Source organism: Acaryochloris sp. 'Moss Beach', assembly GCF_021497025.1.
Classification (GTDB): domain Bacteria; phylum Cyanobacteriota; class Cyanobacteriia; order Thermosynechococcales; family Thermosynechococcaceae; genus Acaryochloris; species Acaryochloris marina_A.
In genome coordinates, this window is the sequence record NZ_CP071717.1 from 4,792,079 (window position 1) to 4,814,850 (window position 22,772).

The 22,772-nt window shown below is 48.6% G+C and carries 18 protein-coding genes, 1 tRNA gene and 3 pseudogenes; 17 read left to right on the forward strand and 5 right to left on the reverse strand.

All coding sequences use genetic code 11. The features are described 5' to 3' along the window. Nucleotides 1-8: 8 nt before the first annotated feature. Nucleotides 9-449, reverse strand: coding sequence for a tetratricopeptide repeat protein (locus HRE53_RS22605; RefSeq protein ID WP_235108035.1), 441 nt, complete (start codon nucleotides 447-449; stop codon nucleotides 9-11). Between the two features lie 235 nt (nucleotides 450-684). Here HRE53_RS22605 and HRE53_RS22610 point away from each other — a divergent pair, with 235 nt between their 5' ends. The 8 genes and pseudogenes from HRE53_RS22610 (at nucleotide 685) to HRE53_RS22645 (ending at nucleotide 9,570) form a co-directional block, all read left to right on the forward strand. Beyond that, entirely contained in the window at nucleotides 685-1,611 is a 927-nt protein-coding gene (locus HRE53_RS22610) for a protein phosphatase 2C domain-containing protein (protein WP_235108036.1), read from the forward strand. A gap of 212 nt (nucleotides 1,612-1,823) precedes the next feature. Beyond that, nucleotides 1,824-2,255, forward strand: a complete 432-nt coding sequence (locus tag HRE53_RS22615) for a response regulator (protein ID WP_235108037.1) — start codon at nucleotides 1,824-1,826, stop codon at nucleotides 2,253-2,255. Between the two features lie 8 nt (nucleotides 2,256-2,263). Next, nucleotides 2,264-3,502 carry a hybrid sensor histidine kinase/response regulator gene (locus HRE53_RS22620; RefSeq protein WP_315876644.1) on the forward strand — a complete coding sequence of 413 codons (1,239 nt, stop codon included), beginning with the start codon at nucleotides 2,264-2,266 and terminating at the stop codon, nucleotides 3,500-3,502. Nucleotides 3,503-3,540: 38 nt separating this feature from the next. After that, entirely contained in the window at nucleotides 3,541-4,617 is a 1,077-nt protein-coding gene (locus HRE53_RS22625) for a HAMP domain-containing sensor histidine kinase (protein WP_235108039.1), read from the forward strand. Between the two features lie 230 nt (nucleotides 4,618-4,847). After that, complete coding sequence (locus HRE53_RS22630) at nucleotides 4,848-5,147, forward strand: hypothetical protein (protein ID WP_212665412.1); 300 nt, start codon at nucleotides 4,848-4,850, stop codon at nucleotides 5,145-5,147. Between the two features lie 87 nt (nucleotides 5,148-5,234). Further along, on the forward strand, nucleotides 5,235-6,137 hold the full coding sequence (locus tag HRE53_RS22635; protein ID WP_235108040.1) for a mechanosensitive ion channel family protein: 903 nt from the start codon (nucleotides 5,235-5,237) through the stop codon (nucleotides 6,135-6,137). Nucleotides 6,138-6,466: 329 nt separating this feature from the next. Next, nucleotides 6,467-8,141, forward strand: a pseudogene (locus HRE53_RS34950) (FAD-dependent oxidoreductase). Between the two features lie 12 nt (nucleotides 8,142-8,153). Then, nucleotides 8,154-9,570 (forward strand): annotated as a pseudogene (locus tag HRE53_RS22645) (ATP-binding protein). A gap of 230 nt (nucleotides 9,571-9,800) precedes the next feature. On the opposite strand, the gene HRE53_RS22650 reads toward HRE53_RS22645, so the two are convergent. After that, a tRNA-Val gene (locus HRE53_RS22650) sits at nucleotides 9,801-9,872 on the reverse strand. 229 nt (nucleotides 9,873-10,101) lie between these two features. Between HRE53_RS22650 and HRE53_RS22655 the strand changes: the two genes are divergently transcribed. The 7 genes and pseudogenes from HRE53_RS22655 (at nucleotide 10,102) to HRE53_RS22685 (ending at nucleotide 16,549) form a co-directional block, all read left to right on the forward strand. Beyond that, nucleotides 10,102-10,494, forward strand: a complete 393-nt coding sequence (locus HRE53_RS22655; RefSeq protein ID WP_235108041.1) for a hypothetical protein — start codon at nucleotides 10,102-10,104, stop codon at nucleotides 10,492-10,494. A 105-nt stretch (nucleotides 10,495-10,599) separates the two neighbouring features. After that, nucleotides 10,600-11,520, forward strand: coding sequence for a TIGR01777 family oxidoreductase (locus HRE53_RS22660; RefSeq protein WP_235108042.1), 921 nt, complete (start codon nucleotides 10,600-10,602; stop codon nucleotides 11,518-11,520). Beyond that, nucleotides 11,520-12,731 (forward strand): glycosyltransferase family 4 protein, encoded by a 1,212-nt coding sequence (locus HRE53_RS22665; protein ID WP_212665418.1) that lies wholly within the window; start codon nucleotides 11,520-11,522, stop codon nucleotides 12,729-12,731. The genes HRE53_RS22660 and HRE53_RS22665 overlap by 1 nt, the downstream gene beginning before the upstream one ends. A 357-nt stretch (nucleotides 12,732-13,088) precedes the next feature. Further along, nucleotides 13,089-14,057 carry an arsenosugar biosynthesis arsenite methyltransferase ArsM gene (gene arsM, locus HRE53_RS22670; protein WP_235108043.1) on the forward strand — a complete coding sequence of 323 codons (969 nt, stop codon included), beginning with the start codon at nucleotides 13,089-13,091 and terminating at the stop codon, nucleotides 14,055-14,057. Nucleotides 14,058-14,090: 33 nt separating this feature from the next. Next, nucleotides 14,091-15,086: an arsenosugar biosynthesis radical SAM (seleno)protein ArsS gene (gene arsS, locus HRE53_RS22675; RefSeq protein ID WP_235108044.1), complete on the forward strand. Its 996-nt coding sequence runs from the start codon at nucleotides 14,091-14,093 to the stop codon at nucleotides 15,084-15,086. Between the two features lie 29 nt (nucleotides 15,087-15,115). Continuing rightward, a pseudogene (locus HRE53_RS22680) lies at nucleotides 15,116-15,869 on the forward strand (TVP38/TMEM64 family protein). Next, entirely contained in the window at nucleotides 15,869-16,549 is a 681-nt protein-coding gene (locus tag HRE53_RS22685) for a TVP38/TMEM64 family protein (RefSeq protein ID WP_212665421.1), read from the forward strand. The pseudogene HRE53_RS22680 and the gene HRE53_RS22685 overlap by 1 nt, the downstream one beginning before the upstream one ends. Before the next feature lie 110 nt (nucleotides 16,550-16,659). Here HRE53_RS22685 and HRE53_RS22690 read toward each other — a convergent pair whose 3' ends face one another. Further along, nucleotides 16,660-17,544 (reverse strand): helix-turn-helix domain-containing protein, encoded by an 885-nt coding sequence (locus HRE53_RS22690; RefSeq protein ID WP_235108045.1) that lies wholly within the window; start codon nucleotides 17,542-17,544, stop codon nucleotides 16,660-16,662. 455 nt (nucleotides 17,545-17,999) lie between these two features. Between HRE53_RS22690 and HRE53_RS22695 the strand changes: the two genes are divergently transcribed. Together HRE53_RS22695 and HRE53_RS22700 are read left to right on the forward strand one after the other, a co-directional pair. Continuing rightward, complete coding sequence (locus HRE53_RS22695) at nucleotides 18,000-18,773, forward strand: siderophore-interacting protein (RefSeq protein ID WP_235108046.1); 774 nt, start codon at nucleotides 18,000-18,002, stop codon at nucleotides 18,771-18,773. Nucleotides 18,774-18,844: 71 nt separating this feature from the next. Beyond that, a complete protein-coding gene (locus HRE53_RS22700; protein WP_235108047.1) occupies nucleotides 18,845-19,699 on the forward strand; it encodes an SDR family oxidoreductase in 855 nt (284 codons plus the stop codon). A 110-nt stretch (nucleotides 19,700-19,809) separates the two neighbouring features. On the opposite strand, the gene HRE53_RS22705 is transcribed toward HRE53_RS22700, so the two are convergent. After that, on the reverse strand, nucleotides 19,810-20,199 hold the full coding sequence (locus tag HRE53_RS22705; RefSeq protein ID WP_235108048.1) for an MAPEG family protein: 390 nt from the start codon (nucleotides 20,197-20,199) through the stop codon (nucleotides 19,810-19,812). Nucleotides 20,200-20,286: 87 nt separating this feature from the next. Beyond that, nucleotides 20,287-22,554 (reverse strand): EAL domain-containing protein, encoded by a 2,268-nt coding sequence (locus HRE53_RS22710; RefSeq protein WP_235108049.1) that lies wholly within the window; start codon nucleotides 22,552-22,554, stop codon nucleotides 20,287-20,289. Nucleotides 22,555-22,772: the final 218 nt, after the last annotated feature.

The following is a 22,772-nucleotide window of genomic DNA, read 5'->3' on the forward strand; positions in this document are numbered from 1 at the left end:
AGTTTCGTTTAGCTGGAAATATCCTGTTGTGCGGCTTGGGTTTCGATAAACAACCGCATTCGACGGACGTTACGAGAGTGGGTGGTCTGGGATTGGTCTTGGTAGAGGGCTGCGGCTTGGTTTAAATCTGCGATCGCAAGTTCATATCGCTCCTGCAAATAGTTAACCCACCCTTGCTGCTCCAGAATCTCGGGGTTTTGTCCAGCGGATAAATCCACGGCCTTGTTAAAGGCTTGGAGACTATTAATATAATCTTGAGCAATCAAGGCATTGATACCCACCGTTTGCCAGTCCTGAGCTGTCTGTAGGGTATGGGGTAAAGGCTGATGAACATAGGTGGGTAGGTCAAACTGGCGATGCTGCTCACTCGGTGTCGCAGTTGCGACAGCAGGCAAGACAGTGTTGATCGAAATAACTAAACACAAAGTCGGTAATAATCTCAAAGGCATAAATGGGTCGTGTAACTACTGATACAACCTTAGAAAAATCTGCCACTCAATACATCCACTGGAAGATAGGAGTAGGCCTCTCTCTGGAGATAGAGACGGGGAATAATTTTGAACTCTTCTTTGATCGAGATCTCTACCTTAGGGAGGATAGACCAGACAACAAGTTATGGCTGGAGGTAGATGGGATTCTGCGGCAACTCTTGTTGAATAGAAGTATCAAATTTGGCCTTAACTTATGAAAGATAACAATCAGCTCTTGACTCATCCTCAGAAATCTACACCTAAAATGGGGAGCGTTTCCTATCAGGAGGCACTCAAGAAATGGTCAGAACGGCCGACGCAGCTATTATCTTCATCCCAGTCTTTGTCAAGTTTAGAGTCCATTGGCCGGACTGATGTTGGGCGTGAGCGCACCCACAACGAAGATTATTTTTCGATTGATCAGCAACATTTTTGCACCCCTGATCTACCAGATGGCAGCTATCGAGGTCTCTATATCCTTTGTGATGGCATGGGGGGCATGGCCAAAGGGGAAGTGGCGAGTGAACTGGCCACTAAAACCCTACGAAGTTATTTGAATAGCCGCTGGCAGCGTCATTTACCCACTGAAATTGGTTTAGAACTGGCCATGAATACGGCCAATAAAGCAGTGTATGAACGCAACCAGAGAGAGCAGCGGGCAGGGTCGGGCCGCATGGGAACGACTGCCGTTGTGGTGATGGTGAATAACTCCCACATTAGATATGTCCATATCGGTGACAGTCGTCTGTATCGATTGACCCGAAAGGGATTGCAGCAATTAACCACCGATCACAACGCCTATCAGCGGGCGTTGCAGCGGGGCTATTCCCTAGAAGAAGCGCAAGCCTATGGGCCGCAACTCACCAAAGCCCTAGGACCTTGGTCGGGAGAGTCCCTCCGCCCTCAGTCTCAAACCCTAGCGGTGGAAGAAGATACGGTATTTCTCCTTTGCTCTGATGGCCTCAGCGATCATGATTTATTGGAAAACCATACCCATAGTCATTTAATGGGACTGTTAGATTTCCGTACCGATCTGGCCCATGGTATAGATCAACTGATGACATTAGCCAACCAGAAAAATGGTCACGACAACATCACCGCGGTTGCTGTTCGGTTACGACCTCAGCAATCATCGGTTTGAACCCCCATCTCTTGGATAGAGAACTTAACAATGAGGGTCGTGCTTGAAAAACCCCGCAAATAGGATTTTCGTTCTGTTCGCCAGGCAAAACCACGAATCTCTACCTTTTTGTAGAGTTACAACCCAGCAGCAGTCCTATAGTCTAAAAGGAACTTCCTATAATTTAGGTCTGTTACAACTGAATTGATAGTACAAGGTGGCTTGAGCCAGAGATGAATGACAAAGCACTCAATATTTTGCTCGTAGAAGATGACGAGGTAGACGTGATGAACGTCAAACGAGCTTTTAAGAAAGGCATGATTTCTAATCCCTTGTATGTCGCCAATAATGGACTCGAAGCCTTGTCCATGCTGCGAGGGAAGGAAGGGGAGAAACCGCCTGTACCCAAGCATCGCCGCCTCATTCTGCTGGATCTCAACATGCCAAAAATGAATGGGTTGGAATTTTTAGAAGTTTTGCGCAGCGATCCGGACCTGAAATCGATTCCAGTGGTGGTACTGACTACCTCGGATGAAGATCGCGATCGCATTGAGGCCTACCACTACAATGTGGCGGGCTATATCCTTAAACCCGTGACGTTCTCCAACTTTGCAGAGGTGATGACCACCCTCAATAAATACTGGACCCTTTGCGAAATGCTGTAGTGAGCGTGATGGACGAGACCCTCAAAATCCTAGTGATTGATGATGATACGGTTGATCGGATGGCTGTTCGCCGGGCCTTGCGCAAGACGGATTTAGAGATTGATTTGTCTGAAGCGGAAGATGGAGAAACGGCTCTGTCCATTCTCAAAACCCATCAGTTTGACTGTATCTTTGTGGATTACTTGTTGCCGGATCAGGATGGTTTAGTCCTAGCCAAGCAACTGCAACAGCTTCAGATAGATGCCCCCTTTGTGGTGTTAACGGGACAAGGGGATGAGCAAATTGCCGTGGATGTGATGAAAGCTGGAGCCGCCGATTATCTAGCCAAACATCGGATTTCACCCGCAACCTTGGCTCGAACGATTCGCAGTGCCATTCGTCTCCATCGGGCTGAACATGCTGCCCGAGCTGCGAAGCAGAAATTGCAAATTACCAATGATCAATTACGGCAGCAAAATGATGAACTGGCCCATCAGCGATCGCAGATTGAATCGCAAAACCAAGAACTGATGAAAGCCTATCGCCTCAAATCTGAATTTGTTGCCACGATCTCCCATGAGCTGCGGACGCCCATGAATGCGATTATGGGATTCTCTCAATTACTGTTGCGCCAGTACCCGGACCCGTTGAGTGAGCAGCAGTTGGATATGGTGCAGCGGATTTTTGACAACAGCCGTAATCTGTTGACTATGGTCAATGAAGTGTTGGATTTCTCGAAGATTGAAGCGAATCGCCTAGAACTGCACCCGGAAACCTTTCAGCTTGCAGTTCCAATCCTCGCAACGGTTCAAGAACTCCAAGCCCTGGCTGTAGAAAAGGCTCTGACTTTAAAGGCGGACATTCCGGATGCTTTGCAATCTATCCAATTAACCAATGATCCGGAATGTCTACGGCGGGTGTTGGTGAACCTAATTTCCAATGCCATCAAGTTTACAGAAACGGGAGAAGTGACCCTCCAACTGCAACAGCCCCATCCTGACCAGATCACCATTGCGGTGATTGATACGGGTATTGGCATGACACCTGAGCAGTTAGACACCATCTTTGATCCCTTCTGCCAGGCCGATCAATCCTTAACTCGCCATCATTCCGGCACGGGGCTAGGCCTCGCGATCACTGAATCTCTGGTTAAAGCGATGCAGGGTCAGATTTCAGTCATCAGTCAATCCGGAGTCGGGTCAACCTTTTCCGTTCAATTGCCCCTGCAAGTGCGAGCCTTGCCCAAAGCCAAATCGCCTATGATTTAGGGCTGGCGCTTTTTGAGAAATAACTGTTTGCTAATCTTATGCCGCCACCTTCGCCTGCCTCATTGTCTAATCGCTATATTCTGGCCGTTGATGATCGGCCCGATAATTTGATGCTGCTCAAAATGATGTTGGAGAGCGCTGGCTATCGGATGGAGCTGGCGGATAATGGTCCTGCAGCCCTGGCACAAATCCAAAAATCCCAACCGGATTTAGTGATTTTGGATGTGATGATGCCGGGGATGAGTGGCTATGAGGTCACCCAGGAAATTCGCAATGATCCTCAGCTCCCCTACATTCCCATTCTGTTGATTTCTGCCCATGAGCGTTCAAGCGTAGTCAAGGGACTCGATGCTGGGGCCGACGACTTTATTCGTAAACCAGTAGAGCTAGACGAACTGCAGGCAAGGGTACGATCGCTCCTGCGCCTCAAACAGTCCATTGACCAACAGGAGAACTTTATCTCCTGTCTCACCCATGATTTACGGACGCCGTTAATAGCTTGCGATCGCATGGTGGATTTGGTTCAGCAGGGCGTGTTTGGAGAGATCCCTCCGTCAGTCAAGGAAGCCTTAGCTGGGGTCAGCAGCAGCAACCAAAATCTGCTGCAAATGCTCAACAACTTGTTAGAGGTCTACTGTTACGAAATGGGAGAAAAGACCCTCAGCTTTATCGCCGTTGATGTGCAGGCGCTGGTAACTGAGGTGGTTACAGAACTCAATCCCCTGGCCTTAGAAAAGCAGCTGAAGTTAACCTGCGATTGGCAGACGGAGGTAAGGGAATTGCGTTGCGATCCCATGGAGCTTCGCCGGGTCTTCACCAATTTAATCAGCAACGCTATCAAATTTACGGACACCGGATCTGTGACGGTGTCAGGTACTTCTGATCCAGAGACTTTGCTGATCGAGATTCAGGATACGGGAGCTGGGATTGCCGAAGCCGATCAAGCCCAGATTTTTGAGCGATTCAAACAGACCAAACATAATCGCTCTGGTCATGGCCTCGGACTGCATTTGTGCCAACAAGTGGTTCAAGCTCATGAGGGTGAATTGTCAGTGCGATCGCAACCTGGCCAAGGCAGTACCTTCACAATTTCCTTACCCCTCCCTTCAACCTAGGGAGAGCCGCTATCTGGAATCTATGCCTATAGGTATAGTTCTGAGTCTATCTAGAGATAGAAGGCTTTCCCAGTCGTCGTTGATACGGTAGTAATAACCCTTTCTGGTTCTTAACAAAGTCTCTAAAACTCACTGCTGATCGATCAGTTCTGATTAAGGCATTCATCGATGAGTTGTCAGTATTGAGACAAGAAAGGATGTCAAATTTATGATCAACAGGAGCTTTTCACATGCCACTGACGACTGATACCCGACAAGCCTATATCGAAAAAGTTAAAGCGCAACTGAATCAATATGATGCCCAGTTAGCAGAAATGAAAGCGAAAGCTGATCAAGTGGCTGCAAGTGCCCAAGTGGAATACCACTCCATGATGGAAGAAGCCCTGGTCAAACGCGATGCTATGCAGGCCCAACTCACCGAACTTCACAGTTCGAGCGAAAGTGCTTGGGAAGAGATTCAGCATGGTTTAGAAAAAGCTGGACATGAATTGCAAAAATCTTTTGAAGCTGCTTTAGCAAATTTTCAGTAGAAGAATTACAGTATCAATTATTAGTCGCTTCTGGATCAATCAGCAGCCCCCATGCAAGCAATATGTAGGTAGACGTCAATCACGATAATGTCCGATATTCTTAAGACTATTGAGTCAAGCTTAAAAGAGCTGCTAGCAAGTGCAGTAAAAATTTTCCCGGCGTTGTTAACGGCTGTCATTGTTCTGTTCCTCACCCGGTACATGGCCCAGTTCGCGCATCAGGTAGCGGGTAAAGCAGGCAAGACTGCCTTTCGCAGTCATTCCATTCAAATTCTCCTAGAAAAATCTGCCTATGTGATGACCTGGGTGATTGGGGTTGTGTTTGCCGGTGTTTTGGCATTTCCTGGCTTAGATTTAGGAGATATTATTGCCACCCTTGGTCTAGGTTCTGTGGCGATTGGTTTTGCTTTTCAAGACATTATCAAGAACTTTTTTGCAGGTATTTTATTACTGTTGCAAGAACCCTTCAGTATCAATGACCAAATCATTATTGATACCTTTGAAGGCACCGTCGAGAAAATCAATTTCCGAACGACCCAGATTCGCACCTATCAAGGGGAACGGATTCTGATTCCCAATGCCAACGTGTTTACCAGTGCGGTGCAAGTGCAGACAGCCTATGCCAGTCGGAGAACAGATCTAGGGGTTGGGGTTGATTACAATACTTCCCTGGAAGATACAGCTGACCTTTTACAAAGAACCATAGAACAGTTGGAAGGAGTGCTGCCTTCGCCGACACCTGAAATTGACTTGGTGGGCTTTGGAGACAGTTCTATTGACTTTATCGTTCGCTACTGGACAGAACCTCAACAAGCTCAGGTCAGACGGATTCAAACCAAGGCCATTATTGCGATTAAAAAAGCCTTTGACAAAGCCGATATCAGCATTCCCTATCCGATTCGAACCCTGTATTACTACAACCAAGATCACTATAACGATTACATGCCAACGAACGAGAATAGCAATAACCGTATGTTATCCAAAGTTTAAGTTGCTGCTCTCAAATGCCCTGGTTTTAGTAACTCCTTCACTCCACAATCCTTTGTGGAGTGTTTGTCCTGTACTGAGGTCTCAATCTCAAAGAGCTAAAGCCCTATCTTGCCTTGGCTTTGACGTATTGCTGTCATAAAAAGCTTGAAGTATCTGCTCGGCGGAAGATAGAAAAAGTCAGTTTGGATGAAAGACAGCCAACTTATACTGTTGATGCCCCTGCTTTATGAGTACTGGGCTGTCGCGGCAAACCTTTTCATTCCCTCTTGCTCTTGATTAAGGGGGCTGAATGTATCTAAGACTCTGTAAACATCAGCATAAACTTTGAAATGGCTGAACAAAAAGTTGGGACTTCAAAACCTATCATCGTGGTTGTGGATGATGATCCTGCGGTTTTACAAGCCGTTGCTCGGGATCTCCGTAAACAGTATGGCGATCGTTTTCGAATTATTCGGGCTGACTCAGGGGGGACCGCTCTAGATGCGGTTCAACAGCTCAAGCTGCGGGGTGATATTGTCGCTCTCTTCTTGGTGGATCAGCGAATGCCCCACATGAGCGGGGTGGAATTTATCAAACAAGCCAGTGAGCTTTTCCCCCTGGCGAAGCGCGCACTCCTGACGGCCTATGCCGATACCAATGCGGCCATTGATTCCATTAACCAGGCTCAGCTAGACTATTACCTCCTCAAACCTTGGGATCCGCCAGAGGAAAAACTTTACCCAGTCTTAGATGATTTGATTCGGGACTGGCTGGCAACCTTTAAGCCAGAATTCAAAGGGGTGAAGGTGATTAGCGATCGCTGGTCTCCCCAGTCCCATGCCCTACGGGATTTTTTAGCACGCAACCAAATCCCCTACCGTTGGCTGGATGTTGAGAACAATCCAGAGGCTCAGCAACTGGTCTCTTGTGCTGGAAAAGCAGATTCTCCATGCCTACCCTTAGTGTTACTCCCCAATGGCGAGCAGCTGATCAAACCTGATACGACAAAGCTGGCCCAATCTGTGGGGATGCAAACAGAGGCTGAGAAACCCTTTTACGATTTGGTGATTGTGGGGGGTGGTCCTGCTGGCTTGGCCGCAGCCGTCTATGGAGCATCGGAGGGCTTACATACTGTCATGGTTGAACGGGAAGCGCCAGGAGGACAAGCGGGCACTAGCTCTCGCATCGAAAATTATCTCGGTTTTCCCGTCGGATTGAGCGGGGGCGACTTAGCCCGTCGCGGAGTGACCCAAGCCAAACGCTTTGGAGTAGAAATCCTCACGCCTCAGGAAGTGACGGGGATTCGCATCCAAGATAATTATCGAATCATTGCCCTTGCCGATGGCAGCGAGATTAGCTGCCATGCCCTCATTTTGGCCATGGGGGGTTTCTTGGCGGCGACTGACTGTTCCTGGAATTGATCAGTTCACTGGGGCGGGGGTTTATTACGGTGCGGCTCAGACAGAAGCTGCCGCTTGCCAAGATGAGGAAGTTTATATCGTCGGGGGAGCTAACTCAGCAGGGCAGGGAGCCATGTATTTCTCTAAATATGCTCGCAAAGTGCATATTCTGGTGCGGGGGGAGTCCTTAAAGAAGAGTATGTCCCAGTATCTGATCGATCAGATTGCAGACACTGAAAATATTGAGGTATTGCCGTTTCACAGTGTAGTAGAGGCCAAAGGGAATGAGCGCCTAGAGCAGCTTCTGATCAAAGATTCTCAAACGGATGAGGTCAAAACCTTTGATGCCAATTCTCTCTTCATCTTTATTGGTGCAACGCCCAGTACCGATTGGTTAGAGGGAATGGTTCATCGCGATCAGCGGGGCTTTATCTGCACAGGCCCAGATATTCCTCAGGAGACCCCGTGGTCTTTGGATCGAGATCGGTTTTTACTCGAAACCAATGTGCCAGGAATCTTTGCCGTGGGGGATGTTCGGCATGGTTCGGTGAAGCGGGTTGCCTCTGGCGTGGGAGAAGGGTCCATCTGTGTCCAGTTTGTTCACCGTCATTTGGCCAATGTATAGCTAGGGATTGCCATGTTGTGTTCACAAGCTTTGTTGCAAATCAAACCCTTTCAGTTGTTGCCGCCGGAGCGGTTGAATTGGATCTGCGATCGCACTCAACACATCCAACTTACGCCAGGTGAAGTTCTCGTGCGTGAGGGTGAGCCTCCCCAGGGCTTTTTTATTCAACTGAGTGGTCAAATCACCATTAGCCGCACGAGCAATGGCGCAAATATGCCTTTGGGCCGTCATGAGAGTCCTTCTTTCTTTGGAGAAATTCAATGCCTGACCGAGGATATCGTCCCGGTCACGTTAACGGCTGATACCAACACCGACTTGTATCGACTCAATTGTCCTGATTTTTTAGAGGTTCTCCATAGCTGTCGTGACTTTGAAAAAGCCATCTTTCGCACCATGGGGAAACGCTTGCGCGGTCTAGAATCTTTTATTCAAAGCCGAGAAAAAATGGCGGCCCTAGGAACGCTATCTGCAGGACTTGCCCATGAGCTTAACAACCCTGCAGCTGCCCTTGTGCGGGTACTCAAGGACGCGAAGCCAGCCATTCTAGAATTACAGCGGATGAATATGGTGTATGGCCAACACCAGGTGAACGATGAACATACTCAGCAGTGGTTAACATTACGAGATCATGGGTTTGATGCCATTGCCAACCCTCAAAACGATCCCCTAGTCTTGAGCGATCGGGAAGATGCGCTGACGGACTGGCTAGAGGACTATGGAGTGGATGAAGCTTGGAAGTTGGCTGAACCCCTAGCAGCAGGCGAAGTAGAGCCTGAAGTGCTTGAGCAACTCATGGACCGCTGGCGCGACAGTGACACTGAACTAAGGGATATGGGGCTGAGGTGGTTAGCCCTCTCCTTTGATGTCATGGGGATGATTGCCAGAGGTTTAGATGGCGCAGAGCGAATCTCGACCCTCGTGCAATCCATGAAATCTTACTCCTATATGGATAGAGCGGCACAGCAGGAGGTAAATATCCACGGTGGTATTGAGGATACCCTACGCTTGTTTGCCTTTAAGCTCAAGCATGGCATTAAGGTTGAGCGTCACTACGACCCAAACCTACCTAGAATTATGGCCTTTGGCAGTGAACTGAACCAAGTGTGGACCAATCTCTTGGACAATGCAGTCGATGCTTTAGCAGAAAACCCATCGCCTTCTGTTCCCCCCCCCCAAATTACGATTCGGACGTGCCAAAAGAATGGCTGTATCCGAGTTGAGCTTGAAGATAATGGTCCGGGTATCCCCCCCCGAGATCAACACCCGCATTTTGGAACCTTTTTTCACCACCAAACCTATGGGTAAAGGGTCAGGTTTAGGGCTGGATGTCGTCCGTCGGATCGTTGAAAATCGTCATGGCGGCAGCCTGATGGTGGAATCTGAGGTAGGGCGTACCTGCTTTGCGATCGCACTGCCACTCCCTCAATAAACCTTTTATGAGTCCTTCACTGCTTAATTTGCCCTAGTGGGATTGCAGGGTCTTCTGATAGGCTTCTCTACGTTGTAGATAGAGCTAGAAGAAAAAGTCTGTAGCGCAAAAGTTATGGACAAACAGGTCAGCAACAACACAATTAGGCAATCCAGATTGAGTATAAGCCCAACAGAAAAAGGTGGACCTAACTTCCGATAACAGTGGTTTATGCCGACTGGTTTTGGGAATGGGCGATACTGGATTTGAACCAGTGACCTCTTCCGTGTGAAGGAAGCGCGCTACCCCTGTGCTAATCGCCCTTGGGTCAACAAATCTAACATAGTCATTCCTTAAAGAGCAATAGCCAGCAACGATTGCTCCAAAGCATCATTCTCTGGCCTTTGAACTCAATAGAGTTTAAGGGTAAAAAATTCTTTGGCTAGTTAAATTAAGGATAGGTAAATTAATTTAAGTTTTTGTTGAAGTGTATTGGATTATACAAAGAGACTGATTAGCCTATAAAGAAGCGGCTTGTGATGGATTTAGCTCATGAATACTGAAATCTCCAAAAAAAAAGGTTTATCGTCGGCATTTACCCAGCGACAAGCCAACATAATGGCAAATTTACAAAATCGGATGGATGTTGCGGCAGCCAACCATGACGAACATTTGCTGGAACTACTCACCCATGAACGGATCCAGCTTGAATCTCATGGGCCTGATATTTCGCCTCCCTCTCATCGGCCACCCAATGTTAGGCAGTTTTGGCAACGCATAGCTAAGGGAATAGCCTCTCGAAGACAGCTCAGCTTAGAGCGTCGAATCACTTCTAGGGGTGAGGAATGGTGGCATGTTGCCGATCCTTGCTCTGGTAAAACCTTTAATGCTGAATCCTGGAGTGTCGCTATGCATTGGATTGAGCGGAATCGATTAGGCCACTAATCGCGGTACCAGAGAGCCTAGTGCTGAAAATTTGAGGTTTATCTGACTTGTGTTCTCAGGGCTAGCCTTCTGTATGATCAGAGGGAACAAGCAGCTGGCATCCCCATGAAAGTAGTCGTAACAGGTGCAACCGGATTCGTAGGTCAACGCCTTATTGAACGGTTGAAAGAAGAAGGCCATCAGGTCTTGGCATTGGTCCGGAGTCCCGATAAAGCGGCTAAGCTTTTCCCCTCCCAAACATTCCCTAACGTAGAAATTCACGGCTATGAGCCCCAAGCTTCAGGCGATTGGCAAAAAGTCCTGTCGGGGTGGGACGGGGTGGTTAATCTGGCTGGAGAACCCCTTGTGGGCGATCGCTGGACGACTAGCCGCAAGCAAGAAATTATTAACAGCCGTGCGGTGGGCACTCAGAAACTGGTGGAGGCTATTGCCGCTGCGGAAGATAAGCCATCGGTTTTGGTGAACGCGTCTGCCATTGGGTTTTATGGCACCAGTGAAACGGCCACCTTTGATGAATCGAGCAGTTCTGGCGATGATTTCTTAGCGGAGGTTTGTCAATCCTGGGAGAAATCGGCCCATACCGCTACGGATGCTGGCACACGATTAGTGATTTTTCGGATCGGCATTGTTTTGGGGGATGGCGGAGCCTTAGCCAAAATGTTACCTCCGTTTCAGATGTTTGCCGGTGGCCCCATTGGCAGTGGTAAGCAATGGTTCTCTTGGGTGCATTTAGATGACTTGGTCAATTTCATCCTTATGGCCCTCACTGATCCTAGTAAGTCTGGAATTTATAATGCCACCGCTCCCAATCCTGTGCGCATGACTGAGCTGTGTGATTCTCTGGGAAAAGTCCTGAATCGTCCCTCCTGGTTACCCGTCCCGGACGTTGCCCTGGAGTTGCTTTTGGGAGAAGCGGCCCAGCTAGTTCTGGAAGGACAAAACGTACGACCAGAGAAAACTCAGGCCGATGGATTTCAATATAAATATGAGACGATTGACTCGGCCCTTCAACAGATATTGACCTAATGGCGCTTCAACGAATTCTGTTCCTCCATCCCAATTTTCCCGCTCAGTTTCGGCATTTGGCGATGGTGTTAGCCGAAAGTCCAAAGCATCAAGTGGTGTATGGGACGGCTCGGGAGGAGGGGCAGATTCAAGGGGTACAGAAAATTTTGTACAAACCGTCTCGGGAAGTGCGACCCGAAACCCACCATTATGTCCGTCCCCTTGAAAGTGCCGTGTTGGAGGGACAGGCCGTTTATCGAATTGCCCAGCAGCTCAGTGACAAAGGCTTTGTACCGGATGTGGTCTATGCCCATTCCGGTTGGGGACCGGGGTTATTTGTAAAAGATATTTTCCCCAAGGCCAAGTTCTGCTGCTTTTTTGAGTGGTACTACCATGCCCACGGCACCGATGCCGATTTTGACCCTGCAGATCCCCTCGACGCCGATGCGGAGGCTCGGATTCGCATCAAGAATGCACCCATACTTTTAGATTTGGCGAGCTGTGATTATGGCCTCTCTCCCACCCAATGGCAGCGCCACCAATTTCCGCCAGAATTTCACAGCAAGATCAAGGTTTTACATGACGGCATCGACACGGAGTATTTTCAGCCTAAACCGGGTGCCAAGCTGGTTTTACCCGACGTGAATCTGGATTTGTCGGCGGTGGATGAAATCGTTACCTATGTCGCCCGAGGCATGGAGCCCTATCGGGGGTTTCCCCAGTTTATGGAGGCTATTGCCCTGCTGCAGCAAAAGCGGCCCAATTGCCATGTGGTGGTGGTAGGGGCTGACCGAGTGGCCTACGGTAAAAAGCTGCCGAATGGCAAAACCTATAAGCAGCATATGCTGGAAACCTTGTCCCTCGATTTATCGCGACTACATTTTACGGGTCGGTTGCCCTACAACCAGTATTTGCAGGTTTTACAAGCTTCTTCGGTACATGTTTATTTAACCCGGCCCTTTGTGCTGTCTTGGTCCATGCTGGAATCCATGTCCGCTGGCTGCCTACTGGTGGCTTCCGATACAGCTCCGGTCAAAGAGGTGATTAAAGATGGCCAGAATGGCCTGCTCGTGGACTTTTTCTCGCCGCAACAGGTGTGCGATCGCATCCAGGAAGCCCTCAATCACCCAGACGGCATGGCCGAACTCCGAGCCAATGCCCGTCGGACCATTCAGAAAACCTATGACTTGGTGAAGCTCTTACCCCAGCATCTCGACTGGTTAACCCGTTAGATTTCAGTTCAAAAGCGAAGAGATTTTCGGTAGACATTTGGCCTGGAGAGCCTAGTGAGAACTGTCCCTGGCATTGGAACCGCAATCGTGACAATGTCTGGGCAAAAAGCGTGGCAGGCAAACGGACCAGACTTTTATCCAAGAATAGGGGAACTCTCAGGGAAAACTCATGCCGCTTAGTTTTAATGGGTCTGAGAACATAAGGGTTAGCTCCCTAACTCGAATGGCCCATGCACTCTATCCATCTTATCGACCAGCTGAAATTCTCTTGTTTGATGACTGGCAGCTGCAAAAAACAGATAAACATGGCATAGTGCCCATGAATGACCATTCATTACAAATCCATCATTGACCACTATGACGTATTTAGAATCCGCAGCAGAGTTTTACAGTCAAGTCGCTGAAACCCCAGACGTGGGCTTATGTTGTGTCCAAAGCACTCCTTTGCAACTGCCGGGCCTGGTGGTGCCTCCGCAAATGCAGGAAATGAACTATGGATGTGGCACAACCGTCCATCCCACTGAATTGTCGGGTGATCCAACGGTTCTCTATGTCGGTGTCGGGGGAGGATTGGAAGCCCTGCAATTTTCCTACTTTTCCCGTCGCCCTGGAGCCGTGGTTGCGGTGGATCCAGTGGATGAAATGCGTAAAGCGGCTGCTCGGAACCTAGAGATTGCTGCTAAAGATAATGAGTGGTTTGACCCCAGCTTTGTCACGATTAAAGAAGGGGATGCCTTTGCCCTGCCCGTCCCAGATAACTCCGTAGATTTGGTGGCTCAGAATTGTCTGTTCAATATCTTTGAGCCCGAAGATCTATCCCGTGCCCTCCAGGAAACCTATCGAGTCCTGAAGCCCGGTGGCCGCTTAGTCATGAGTGACCCCATTTCCACTCGCCCTATTCCAGAGCATCTGCAGCGAGATGATCGGCTGCGGGCCATGTGCTTGTCCGGTGCCTTAACTTATGAACAGTACGTTCAGCGAATTATCCATGCTGGATTTGGACAAGTTGAGATCCGAGCCCGTCGCCCCTACCGCTTACTCGATCAAGCCAACTACAAGCTAGACCAGCATTTACTCCTAGAAAGCCTAGATTCCGTTTCCTTTAAAGTCGATATTGCCGATGATGGAGCTTGTGTCTTCACAGGCAAGATGGCGGTTTATACAGGACCCGATGAGTATTTCGATGATCAAGCTGGTCACATTTTGAGTTTAGGGATCCCCCTGGCCGTTTGCGATAAAACAGCAGCTAAATTGGCGAAAGCTCATCCCCAAGCAATTAAGGTCACCGAGTCCACTTGGTATTACGACGGTGGAGGATGTTGCTAAGCTAAGCCGTTTGTTGTTGTGGATCGAGCTGATATGACTGTTTCAACTACCCCCTCTCTCACTCCGTTTACCCAGAAGTTAGCTGCTCCCCTCATCAAGCAGCCCATTACGGTGCTGCAAATCAATTTGGGGCGACGATGCAACTTGGCCTGTAGCCATTGCCATGTGGAGGCCAGTCCGAAACGGACAGAGGAGTTATCCCCAGACGTCTGTGATCAGTTGGTTGAACTGATTCATCAATTCCCTCAGATTGAAACCGTGGATCTAACGGGGGGTGCCCCGGAGATGAATTATGGCTTTCGTCCCCTAGTAGAGGCAGCTCGCTCCCACAACAAGGAAGTCATCGTCCGTTCGAATTTAACCATTTACTTTGAACCGGGTTTTGAAGATTTACCCGAATATTTTGCCCGGCATCAACTGCGAGTGGTGGCCTCCCTGCCCTGTTATCTGGAGCAAAATGTAGACAAAATGCGGGGTGATGGCGTCTTTGACAGCTCAATCAAAGCGCTGCAGCGGTTGAATCAGTTGGGCTATGGCTCGGATCCGAATCTATTGTTGGACCTGGTGTATAACCCCCAGGTGCCCGCCACCCTGGACTTTGCCCTAGCCCCGGATCAGCAGCCCTTAGAACAGGCCTATAAACAGCACTTAGGGGAGCAGTTCGGAATTACCTTTAATCATCTATTTGCGATTACCAATCTCCCCATCGGTCGCACCAAGTTTCATTTGCAACATCGTCAGCTTCATCAGCCCTATCTTCAGTTTTTGGAAGGCCATTTTAATGACTCGACGATAGAGCATTTAATGTGTCGCAATGAGCTATCCGTCGATTATCTGGGCAATATCTATGACTGCGATTTCAACCAAATGGAGGAGATTCCAGCTACCACCCCTAAGGGGGAGCGGTTAACGGTGAAAAAGCTGTTGGACGCTGGCAGTCTCGATTTAATTGAGGACGTAAAAACGGCGCCCTATTGCTATGGCTGCACTGCGGGTAGTGGTTCGAGCTGTGGCGGTTCTTTGTTATGACATCACACACATTTTTTAAAGGTAAATCTATGAATGTTCGTCACTGGAAAAAAATCCAACCTGTTTTATTAGCAGCTTTAGCCTTTTTGGTGATTACGGCATCTCCTGCTTGGGCCGCAGATGGGGGTGGTTTCAATCCCCAGCAACTGCTTCGGGATGCCCTGTTATGGGTGAAAGAATTAGGTCCTGTCGGTGCGATCGCGTTTATTGGGATTTACATTGTTTCCACCGTTGCCTTTTTGCCGGGGTCCATTTTGACTCTAGGAGCAGGGGGTTGTCTTTGGAGTGGTTCAAGGATCTTTTTTAGTCTTTATTGGGGCCACGATTGGGGCCACTCTCGCTTTCCTGGTGGGGCGATATGCCGCTCGAGGTTGGATCTCTAAAAAAATTGAAGGCAATGATAAATTTGCAGCGATTGATAAGGCAGTAGGCAAAGAAGGGTTCAAGATTGTTCTACTGACCCGGCTATCCCCCATTTTCCCCTTTAACTTACTCAACTATGGCATGGGGGTTACGGGGGTTTCTTTAAGAGATTACTTTTTTGGTTCTGTGGGCATGATTCCTGGCACCATTATGTATGTCTATCTAGGATCTCTAGCGGGGAATATCGCCACAATCGGTACAGGAGATCAACCCTCTAACCCCACCATTACTTGGGCCATCCGCATTATCGGTTTTCTTGCCACGGTTTTAGTGACGGTCTATGTGACTAAAGTTGCCCGAAAAGCGCTGGCAGAAGCCGTTCCTGAAACCGGCTCTGTGGTAGAGCAAGAATTAAGCTAATGCTGCAAGAAGGACTACGCCAACGGCAAGTGAAAGGTCGCAGACGATTACTAGCAGGGGTGGTAGGGGTGTTGTTGCTTCCCCTAGTCATTCGGTATGGTCCCTTGCTGTTTGACCAGATGCATTTAGTAGAGGTTGTGCAATCCCATGGTTTATGGGGCTACATCATCTTTCTTCTGCTGCATATCGTCGCCACGATGTTGGGTGTCCCTGGTGTTATTCTCACGATTGTGGGCGGTATCTTGTTTGGCCTGCTATGGGGAAGTGTCTTATCCCTAGTCGGAGCTACCTTGGGAGCCCTGGGAGCCTTCTGGATGGCTCGCTATCTCTTCTTAGATTGGGCACAGAAACGCGTGCGCGATCGCAAGCTTCTCTGCTCCTTCAATCAGGCGGTCCTCCAGCATCCGTTTAGCTTTGTCCTGATCGTCCGCTTTGCCCCGATCTCACCCTTTAATTTGGTGAATTTTCTGTTTGGCATGACCACCATTCACTGGTTTCCTTACAGTTTGGGAACGCTTATTGGCATTATCCCCGGTGTGATTGCCTATACCTGGATCGGTGTCGCTGGTAATGAGGCGATGCATGGCAAAGGCCCTTGGCCCTTAGTGATTGCCTGTACCTGCCTAGCGATATTGTCGGCAATGCCTTTGCTACTCCGCCAGAAGCGATCGTTTAATTGAAGGGCTTCGACATCCGCCTAATTTTTCTCATAAGATAGCTGTCAGTAACTTGAGTTCGAGATCAGTAAAGGATTAAGTAGCTTTCCTCATCCAAAGGCATAAGCTAGAGCCTAAAATCTTGAAGCTGACCGAAATTCATCAGGATTCTGACCCACCAGTCGTCTAAAGAACTTAATAAAATTGGTCGTCTCCTCAAATCCCAACGAAGCTCCCACCTCTTTCACCGTCGTTTGACCAAACAGTAAGCGTCGCTGGGCCTCAACAGCCACCCGTTCGTCCGTAATCGCCTTAGGTGATTTGCCAGCCGCTGTCCTACAGATGCGAGACAGCGTTTTAGCCGAGCAATTCATCCGTGCCGCGTACCATTTCATATTGCGACAGGACTCATAGGATTGCTCCAGCAACTCAACAAACTCTAGAAATCGCGGATCTATTGTTTTTGCCGAGTGATGTTTGTCTGATTCCACTGCCGCCTGGGATGCAAAAGCAATGACAGACCACAATAGATATTGCGCAGCGGGCCGCAGTTGGCTGTCCATTGTTTGATGAGTTTCCAATACTTCAATGTGTTGTTGGAGCATCTGGGCTTGCTTCAATTCAAGAGATGTAATGGATGGCCAAACATGCTGAATGGTAGACCAGGATAAGGGACTGGAAATATTGGTGGATAGTCCTAATAAATGGGTCGGCAAGGCAGCAGGCACAAACACGACCATAAAGGCATCTAATTCTGGGGCATGACCAAAATAGTGTACCTGATTGGCACAAACATGAATTAATGTCCCTGCCTTGACGGGATATTCAATAAAATCAATGCCGTGGGTGCCCTGGCCCTGGGTAAACAAAATTAAAGCATGGAAGTGAAGGCGGTGCGGTTGCCAAGGATCGTGATCCTCTGGCAGCTCTCGGTTGTATAAATTCTGCAAGCGCAGTACTTCAAAGTGACTGTTGACCGCAGGCGACCATTGCACATTCGCCAGGGACAGTATGTCCATTTTTGACCCTAAATATTAGCAGATTTGACTCTTTCTTATACTGGCTCGGTTATTTATGATGGTAACTAAATCAAGCCCACGCCAGTCTCAGGTTTATCCATTAGAGCATTGACCTGGAATCGCTAACACCTAAAGAAAAGGGTATTGCCTTCCTAAACAGTTTAGATTCTGGAGATCAAGCACCTATTCCTTGCATTAATCCCAATCAATATATTCAGGACCAATAAAAACGGCAAGTTTGGATTCGGTAATGATGTTTTGAGGGCTAGTGATAGCCAACAGATGAGAGGACATCTACCGACCATTCTTGTCGCCAGAATGGGCCCTGATTTCATAACTCTGCAAAGTTCCAAAACGCCCGCTTTATCAAAGCATGATGTTGACTCGCCAACACCATAATCGTGTGCCTGAGATAACGACTGCTTCTTAGAACTGTTAATTCGTAAACCAAAAATATGATCCTTAACCCAAAACATCGCCGTCAGATGCGGCAGGTCACTGTCCAAAAAATTGATCAAGTTACGCCTCGAGTGCGACGGATCGTGCTGGGTGGTGAACCCCTAGTCGGTTTTAACACCCCTCGTCCGGGGGCACATATTAAGCTGCTGTTTGGCGTTGATCCAAATGACCCCGTTGACCCCAAGAAAATGCGCTCCCAGATGCGGACCTATACCCCCCGGCACTTTAATTCCGAGACTCATGAACTGACGGTGGAATTTGTGCTTCATGGCAGCGGCTTGGCCTCGACTTGGGCAGCCCAGGCCCAGGTGGGTGAGACCATCACTGTGGCTGGACCAGGAGGAGGAATGGATATTCCAGATGCCGCAGTAATGGTCATGTTGGTGGATGAGTCTGCTATGCCTGCTGCAGGTATCCTGTTGGAATCACTTCCGGCCAACTGTAGCCCCATCGTCATTTGCGAAGTCGAAGATGTTCATGAACAGCGATCCCTCAGTTCCAAAATTGGGGTTCAGCCAACCTGGCTATTTCGCAAAGAGCAATCTGCAGAGCCAGGCCTACTCCTGGAAAAGTATCTACCGAATGTGTTGGTTGGTATAGAAGACTTGGATGATGTCTTTTGGTGGATTGCATGTGAAGCGAATGCGATGCGCCGGATGCGCTCACACCTATTGAATCAACAGGGCGTTAGTAAAGATAGACTTGTTTCCCGAGGATATTGGAAATTAGATACAAGCAATCACCCAGACCATGATTATGGTGAATCTTAGATACAAAAAGTGCTACCAAACGGCTCAAGCGTGAGCATTGTTTCCGAAGGATTTTAAGAGAAGGAAGAGCGATGACAAAAATTGCGATCACAGCAGCCAGTGGAAAACTAGGTGGCGAAATTGTTAAAGCTACGGGCTTAGTGATGGGTCAGGAAAACGTTGTGGGTCTGGCACGGACACCCGTTAGGGCAGCTCATCTAGGCGTAGAGGTTCGCAAGGGCGATTACAATAATCTAGCGGAGTTAGAATCCTCGCTGCTGGGGATAGATAAGTTACTGCTAGTCTCCGGTATGGATGCCCCTGATAAACGCATTGGCCAACATCGTAATGTCATTGCAGCGGCTAAAGCAGCAGGTGTTACCAAAATTGTTTACACCAGTGTTCAGGGTGCTGATGAAGGCACAACCTTTAGTCCGGTTATTCAAAGTAATCGCCAAACTGAACAAGATGTTCGCAATAGTGGTTTGCAATGGGTCATTGGCCGCAATGGCATTTACATTGAGCCTGATGTGGACTACATCGAGACCTATCAACAAGCCGGGGAGATTACGAACTGCGCTGGAGAGGGTAAGTGTGGTTATACCACTCGCTCAGAGTTGGCCTATGCCTATACCCGCATGTTGACTGAGGACAAGCACAATGGCGAAATCTATAATTTGCATGGTGAAGCCATTACCCAATCTGAACTAGCTGGGTATTTAAATTGGGCCTTCGGTACTCAACTGAACTACCGTGCCATGACCATAGAGGACTATCGATGCGATCGCATGGCTGAATTAGGTGAGTTTATGGGGACTGTGATTGCAGGAATTTATGAAGGTATTCATGACGGTAAGGCGGATAATCCCAGTGATTTCTCTGCCGCTGCAGGTAGAAAACACCAAAGTTGGAGAGATTATTTTATGGGCTTAAAGCAAATGTCTTAAACCTGGAATCATTCAAGGGTTTGTTACCCTACCAGGTTTAAGAGTAGGTTGGCGATGTAGTTTAATTGCCATCTAGAAAATCAATGAAGCGAGTGATTGACGATGGTGGGCTACACCAAGAGCTGCCACAGAATTACAAATAAGGACAACATAGCCCCTACAAACCCTAACGAACGCAATACTGGTACGCCAATAATATAGGCAAAGGCATGGAAGATCCTGCAGGAAACCATAATTATTGCTGCCAGATTAATCAATGGGTTGGCTGCCCCAGATAACTGGACAACGAGTAGCGTCACCACCAACATCGGTAAATTTTCATAATGGTTGCGCTGAGCCCGCTCTGCCCGTTGAGCCCAGGGTGGAATCTCAGGCATGGTGTCCCGATTGCTTGCGGCCCATTCCATTCCACCTTTTGCAAACCGTGCCAGGGTGGGGATGTAATTGAGGGGGAGAGACCACATGGCGAGAGCCAGGGCACAAAATAGTACAGTTGTCATCGCAGGTTAATTTAAGCCAAATACCATAGCACTAATGGTACTGAGCAATGGAATATTTGTGTTCTATGCCAAGAGAAGGGTTGGTTTTTAGGCGGATTGATACTCGAATCGATCTTGCGATCGCAACAAGGAAGTCGCGCCCCTCGCCGTTAGGGGTGGAGCAAACAAAAAGCCTTGGCCGTGGGTGCAGTCGAGGGAATTGAGGTAATTGAGCTGGGTTTTATTCTCCACTCCTTCCGCAACTACCTTCAGATCTAAATTATTGGCAAGTAAGAGAATCGAACGAATAATCGCTTGTCCCTCTGCCCCCATATCGATTCGTTGGACAAAAGTTTGATCAATCTTTAAGGCCTTAATGGGCAGGCTATACAGATAGCTTAAAGAAGAATATCCCGCCCCAAAATCATCGAGATAGAGTTCTAATCCCAGATCTCGCAGCTGTTTCAGTAAAGTAATCGTCGTCTGATCATTGCGAATAATCGTGCTTTCCGTCAGCTCTAGCTTGAGATGGGTCGGATCGATGCGAGACGCAGTCAGGATATCCGCTACCTTGGTGACTAAATCACTGTGAAACAGCTGTTTAGCCGATAAATTCACGCTAATTCGCAGGGTTTCATAATCTGGAAGGCGCTGCCACTGACGCAGCTGATTACAGGCCTGCTGCAATACCGATAATCCCAAATCCTGAATCATCCCAGACTCTTCGGCAATGCCAATTAGATCGGAGGCAGCAATGGGTTGATGGTTGCTGTCGTACCACCGAATTAACGCTTCAAAGGTGTCAATCGCTCCAGTCTTCAGGCAGACAATGGGCTGGTAGTAGATCTCAAAGGCTTGGCGTTCAATGGCCCGCCGCATTTCTGTTTCTAGCTGCGATCTCGCCATGGTCTGGGACTGCATGCCGGTGTTAAAGACCTTATGACAGCCTTTACCCGCTGACTTAGCCTGGTACATGGCCACATCTGCATCTTGCAACACTTGCTCGGAATCTTGATACCCAAAGTTACTGAGGGTGATGCCAATGCTAACGTCAATGAAAATCTCATGTACCCCCAGATTAAAGGGTAAGGTCAGCTGTTGGCGGAGACGTTCTGCCGTCGCAGAGGCGTCTTCTTGGTTTTGGAGACCATTGAGCAAAATCACAAATTCGTCTCCTCCTAAACGAGAGGCCGTATCGCCTGGACGCAAAGAGGACAGCAACCGTTCAGCAATGCCCATCAGCAACTGATCGCCAACCCCATGGCCCATGCTGTCATTAATGATTTTGAACCGATCTAAATCCAAAAACAGTACGGCAAACAGATAGTCGGGATAGCGCTTCAGCTGTTTGAGGGATTGTTCTAATCGATTCGTAAACAGGGCGCGATTCGGTAAGCCCGTTAAGGGATCGTGGAAGGCATGATGGAGGAGTTCACTCTCTTTCTGATGATGTTTTAAAGCCCCACTGAGACTCGCCACCAAGGTTTGTAACAGAGAAATATCTGGGGCAGACCATTGACGTTCAATATGGCGATTCTCAAAGCTCATAAATCCCCAGAGCTGATCTTCGATAAAGATGGGGAGGAGAAAAACAGAGCAAATGTCGGCTCGTTTCAGATGCGATCGCTCAATTTCGTGAAAATCTCGAGTCAGCTGGGAAAAAGGTAGACGGCGAACCAAGGACTGGTACCAACGTCGTTGCCCGATCACATCGGCGGGAACGGTCCAGGGCAGCTGTAAACTGGAAGCCGACTCGGTCTTCTTCACCCAGGCATAGCGCAGTTGGGGGGTGAGCACGCCAGTCTTAGACGTATGGAGTTCGCAAACATAGAGCCGATCGATCTGCGCTGCATTACCGGTCACGGCCAGGGCTTTGGTGACCGCTGTATTGAAGTGGGAGCCCGTGAGCAGATATTGACTGGCTTCAGCTACGGCGGTTAGTAAGGCATCCCGCTGTTGTTGGGCTAATCGATGCTGGAGGTGTTCGGTGCGATCCAGCCAACAACCAATCAGCTCTAATCCTGGCCCTGTCGGTTTAGACACGAGCTGAAAGATATTTTGAACCCAGCGATACCCTAACTGTTTATGAAAAAAGCGGTACTCGCACTCTTGCCAAATATCTAACGTGCCTTGGCTGAGGGTTGCTAATACCAGGGACCGATCGTCAGGATGGATCAGGGATAGCCAGCGGGTTGGCTCTGCGAGTAAATCCTGATCGGTATAGCCAAATAGGGATGTAACGCTCTGGGAAACAGCCGTTAAATCAAAGGCACCGGGACAGCTGCTGTACATGACCGCAGGGCAGGCAGCTGTCAGATGATCTAAGTTGGCCTGTTGGTCGCTTTTCACGATCTCGTAGAGCGGAGGGGACGTCACACCGAATTTACTCCAAGCACAGATAAACGATGATTTATACCGATTGAAATAGCGTAAATTCACGCATATTTCTGAATACTGGCTGAATAAATCGTCTTCCCTCAAAGGGTACGAGTTGATTTAGGTGGTTGTCCTCAGCAAATATACGGACATGTTTAAACAGAATATTTCGTATTGTTAAGCTCGATTTCTAGAACTAGCAATCTGCCCGATTGAAC

What these genes read in the sequence shown, in the direction of transcription:
- HRE53_RS22625 (WP_235108039.1), top strand. Translation starts at nt 3,541, where the DNA reads ATGCCGCCACCTTCGCCTGCCTCATTGTCTAATCGCTATATTCTGGCC.
- HRE53_RS22630 (WP_212665412.1), top strand. Translation starts at nt 4,848, where the DNA reads ATGCCACTGACGACTGATACCCGACAAGCCTATATCGAAAAAGTTAAA.
- HRE53_RS22695 (WP_235108046.1), top strand. Translation starts at nt 18,000, where the DNA reads ATGATCCTTAACCCAAAACATCGCCGTCAGATGCGGCAGGTCACTGTC.
- HRE53_RS22700 (WP_235108047.1), top strand. Translation starts at nt 18,845, where the DNA reads ATGACAAAAATTGCGATCACAGCAGCCAGTGGAAAACTAGGTGGCGAA.
- HRE53_RS22665 (WP_212665418.1), top strand. Translation starts at nt 11,520, where the DNA reads ATGGCGCTTCAACGAATTCTGTTCCTCCATCCCAATTTTCCCGCTCAG.
- HRE53_RS22660 (WP_235108042.1), top strand. Translation starts at nt 10,600, where the DNA reads ATGAAAGTAGTCGTAACAGGTGCAACCGGATTCGTAGGTCAACGCCTT.
- arsS (WP_235108044.1), top strand. Translation starts at nt 14,091, where the DNA reads ATGACTGTTTCAACTACCCCCTCTCTCACTCCGTTTACCCAGAAGTTA.
- HRE53_RS22620 (WP_315876644.1), top strand. Translation starts at nt 2,264, where the DNA reads ATGGACGAGACCCTCAAAATCCTAGTGATTGATGATGATACGGTTGAT.
- HRE53_RS22635 (WP_235108040.1), top strand. Translation starts at nt 5,235, where the DNA reads ATGTCCGATATTCTTAAGACTATTGAGTCAAGCTTAAAAGAGCTGCTA.
- HRE53_RS22705 (WP_235108048.1), bottom strand. Translation starts at nt 20,199, where the DNA reads ATGACAACTGTACTATTTTGTGCCCTGGCTCTCGCCATGTGGTCTCTC.
- HRE53_RS22615 (WP_235108037.1), top strand. Translation starts at nt 1,824, where the DNA reads ATGAATGACAAAGCACTCAATATTTTGCTCGTAGAAGATGACGAGGTA.
- arsM (WP_235108043.1), top strand. Translation starts at nt 13,089, where the DNA reads ATGACGTATTTAGAATCCGCAGCAGAGTTTTACAGTCAAGTCGCTGAA.
- HRE53_RS22605 (WP_235108035.1), bottom strand. Translation starts at nt 449, where the DNA reads ATGCCTTTGAGATTATTACCGACTTTGTGTTTAGTTATTTCGATCAAC.
- HRE53_RS22610 (WP_235108036.1), top strand. Translation starts at nt 685, where the DNA reads ATGAAAGATAACAATCAGCTCTTGACTCATCCTCAGAAATCTACACCT.
- HRE53_RS22690 (WP_235108045.1), bottom strand. Translation starts at nt 17,544, where the DNA reads ATGGACATACTGTCCCTGGCGAATGTGCAATGGTCGCCTGCGGTCAAC.
- HRE53_RS22685 (WP_212665421.1), top strand. Translation starts at nt 15,869, where the DNA reads ATGCTGCAAGAAGGACTACGCCAACGGCAAGTGAAAGGTCGCAGACGA.
- HRE53_RS22655 (WP_235108041.1), top strand. Translation starts at nt 10,102, where the DNA reads ATGAATACTGAAATCTCCAAAAAAAAAGGTTTATCGTCGGCATTTACC.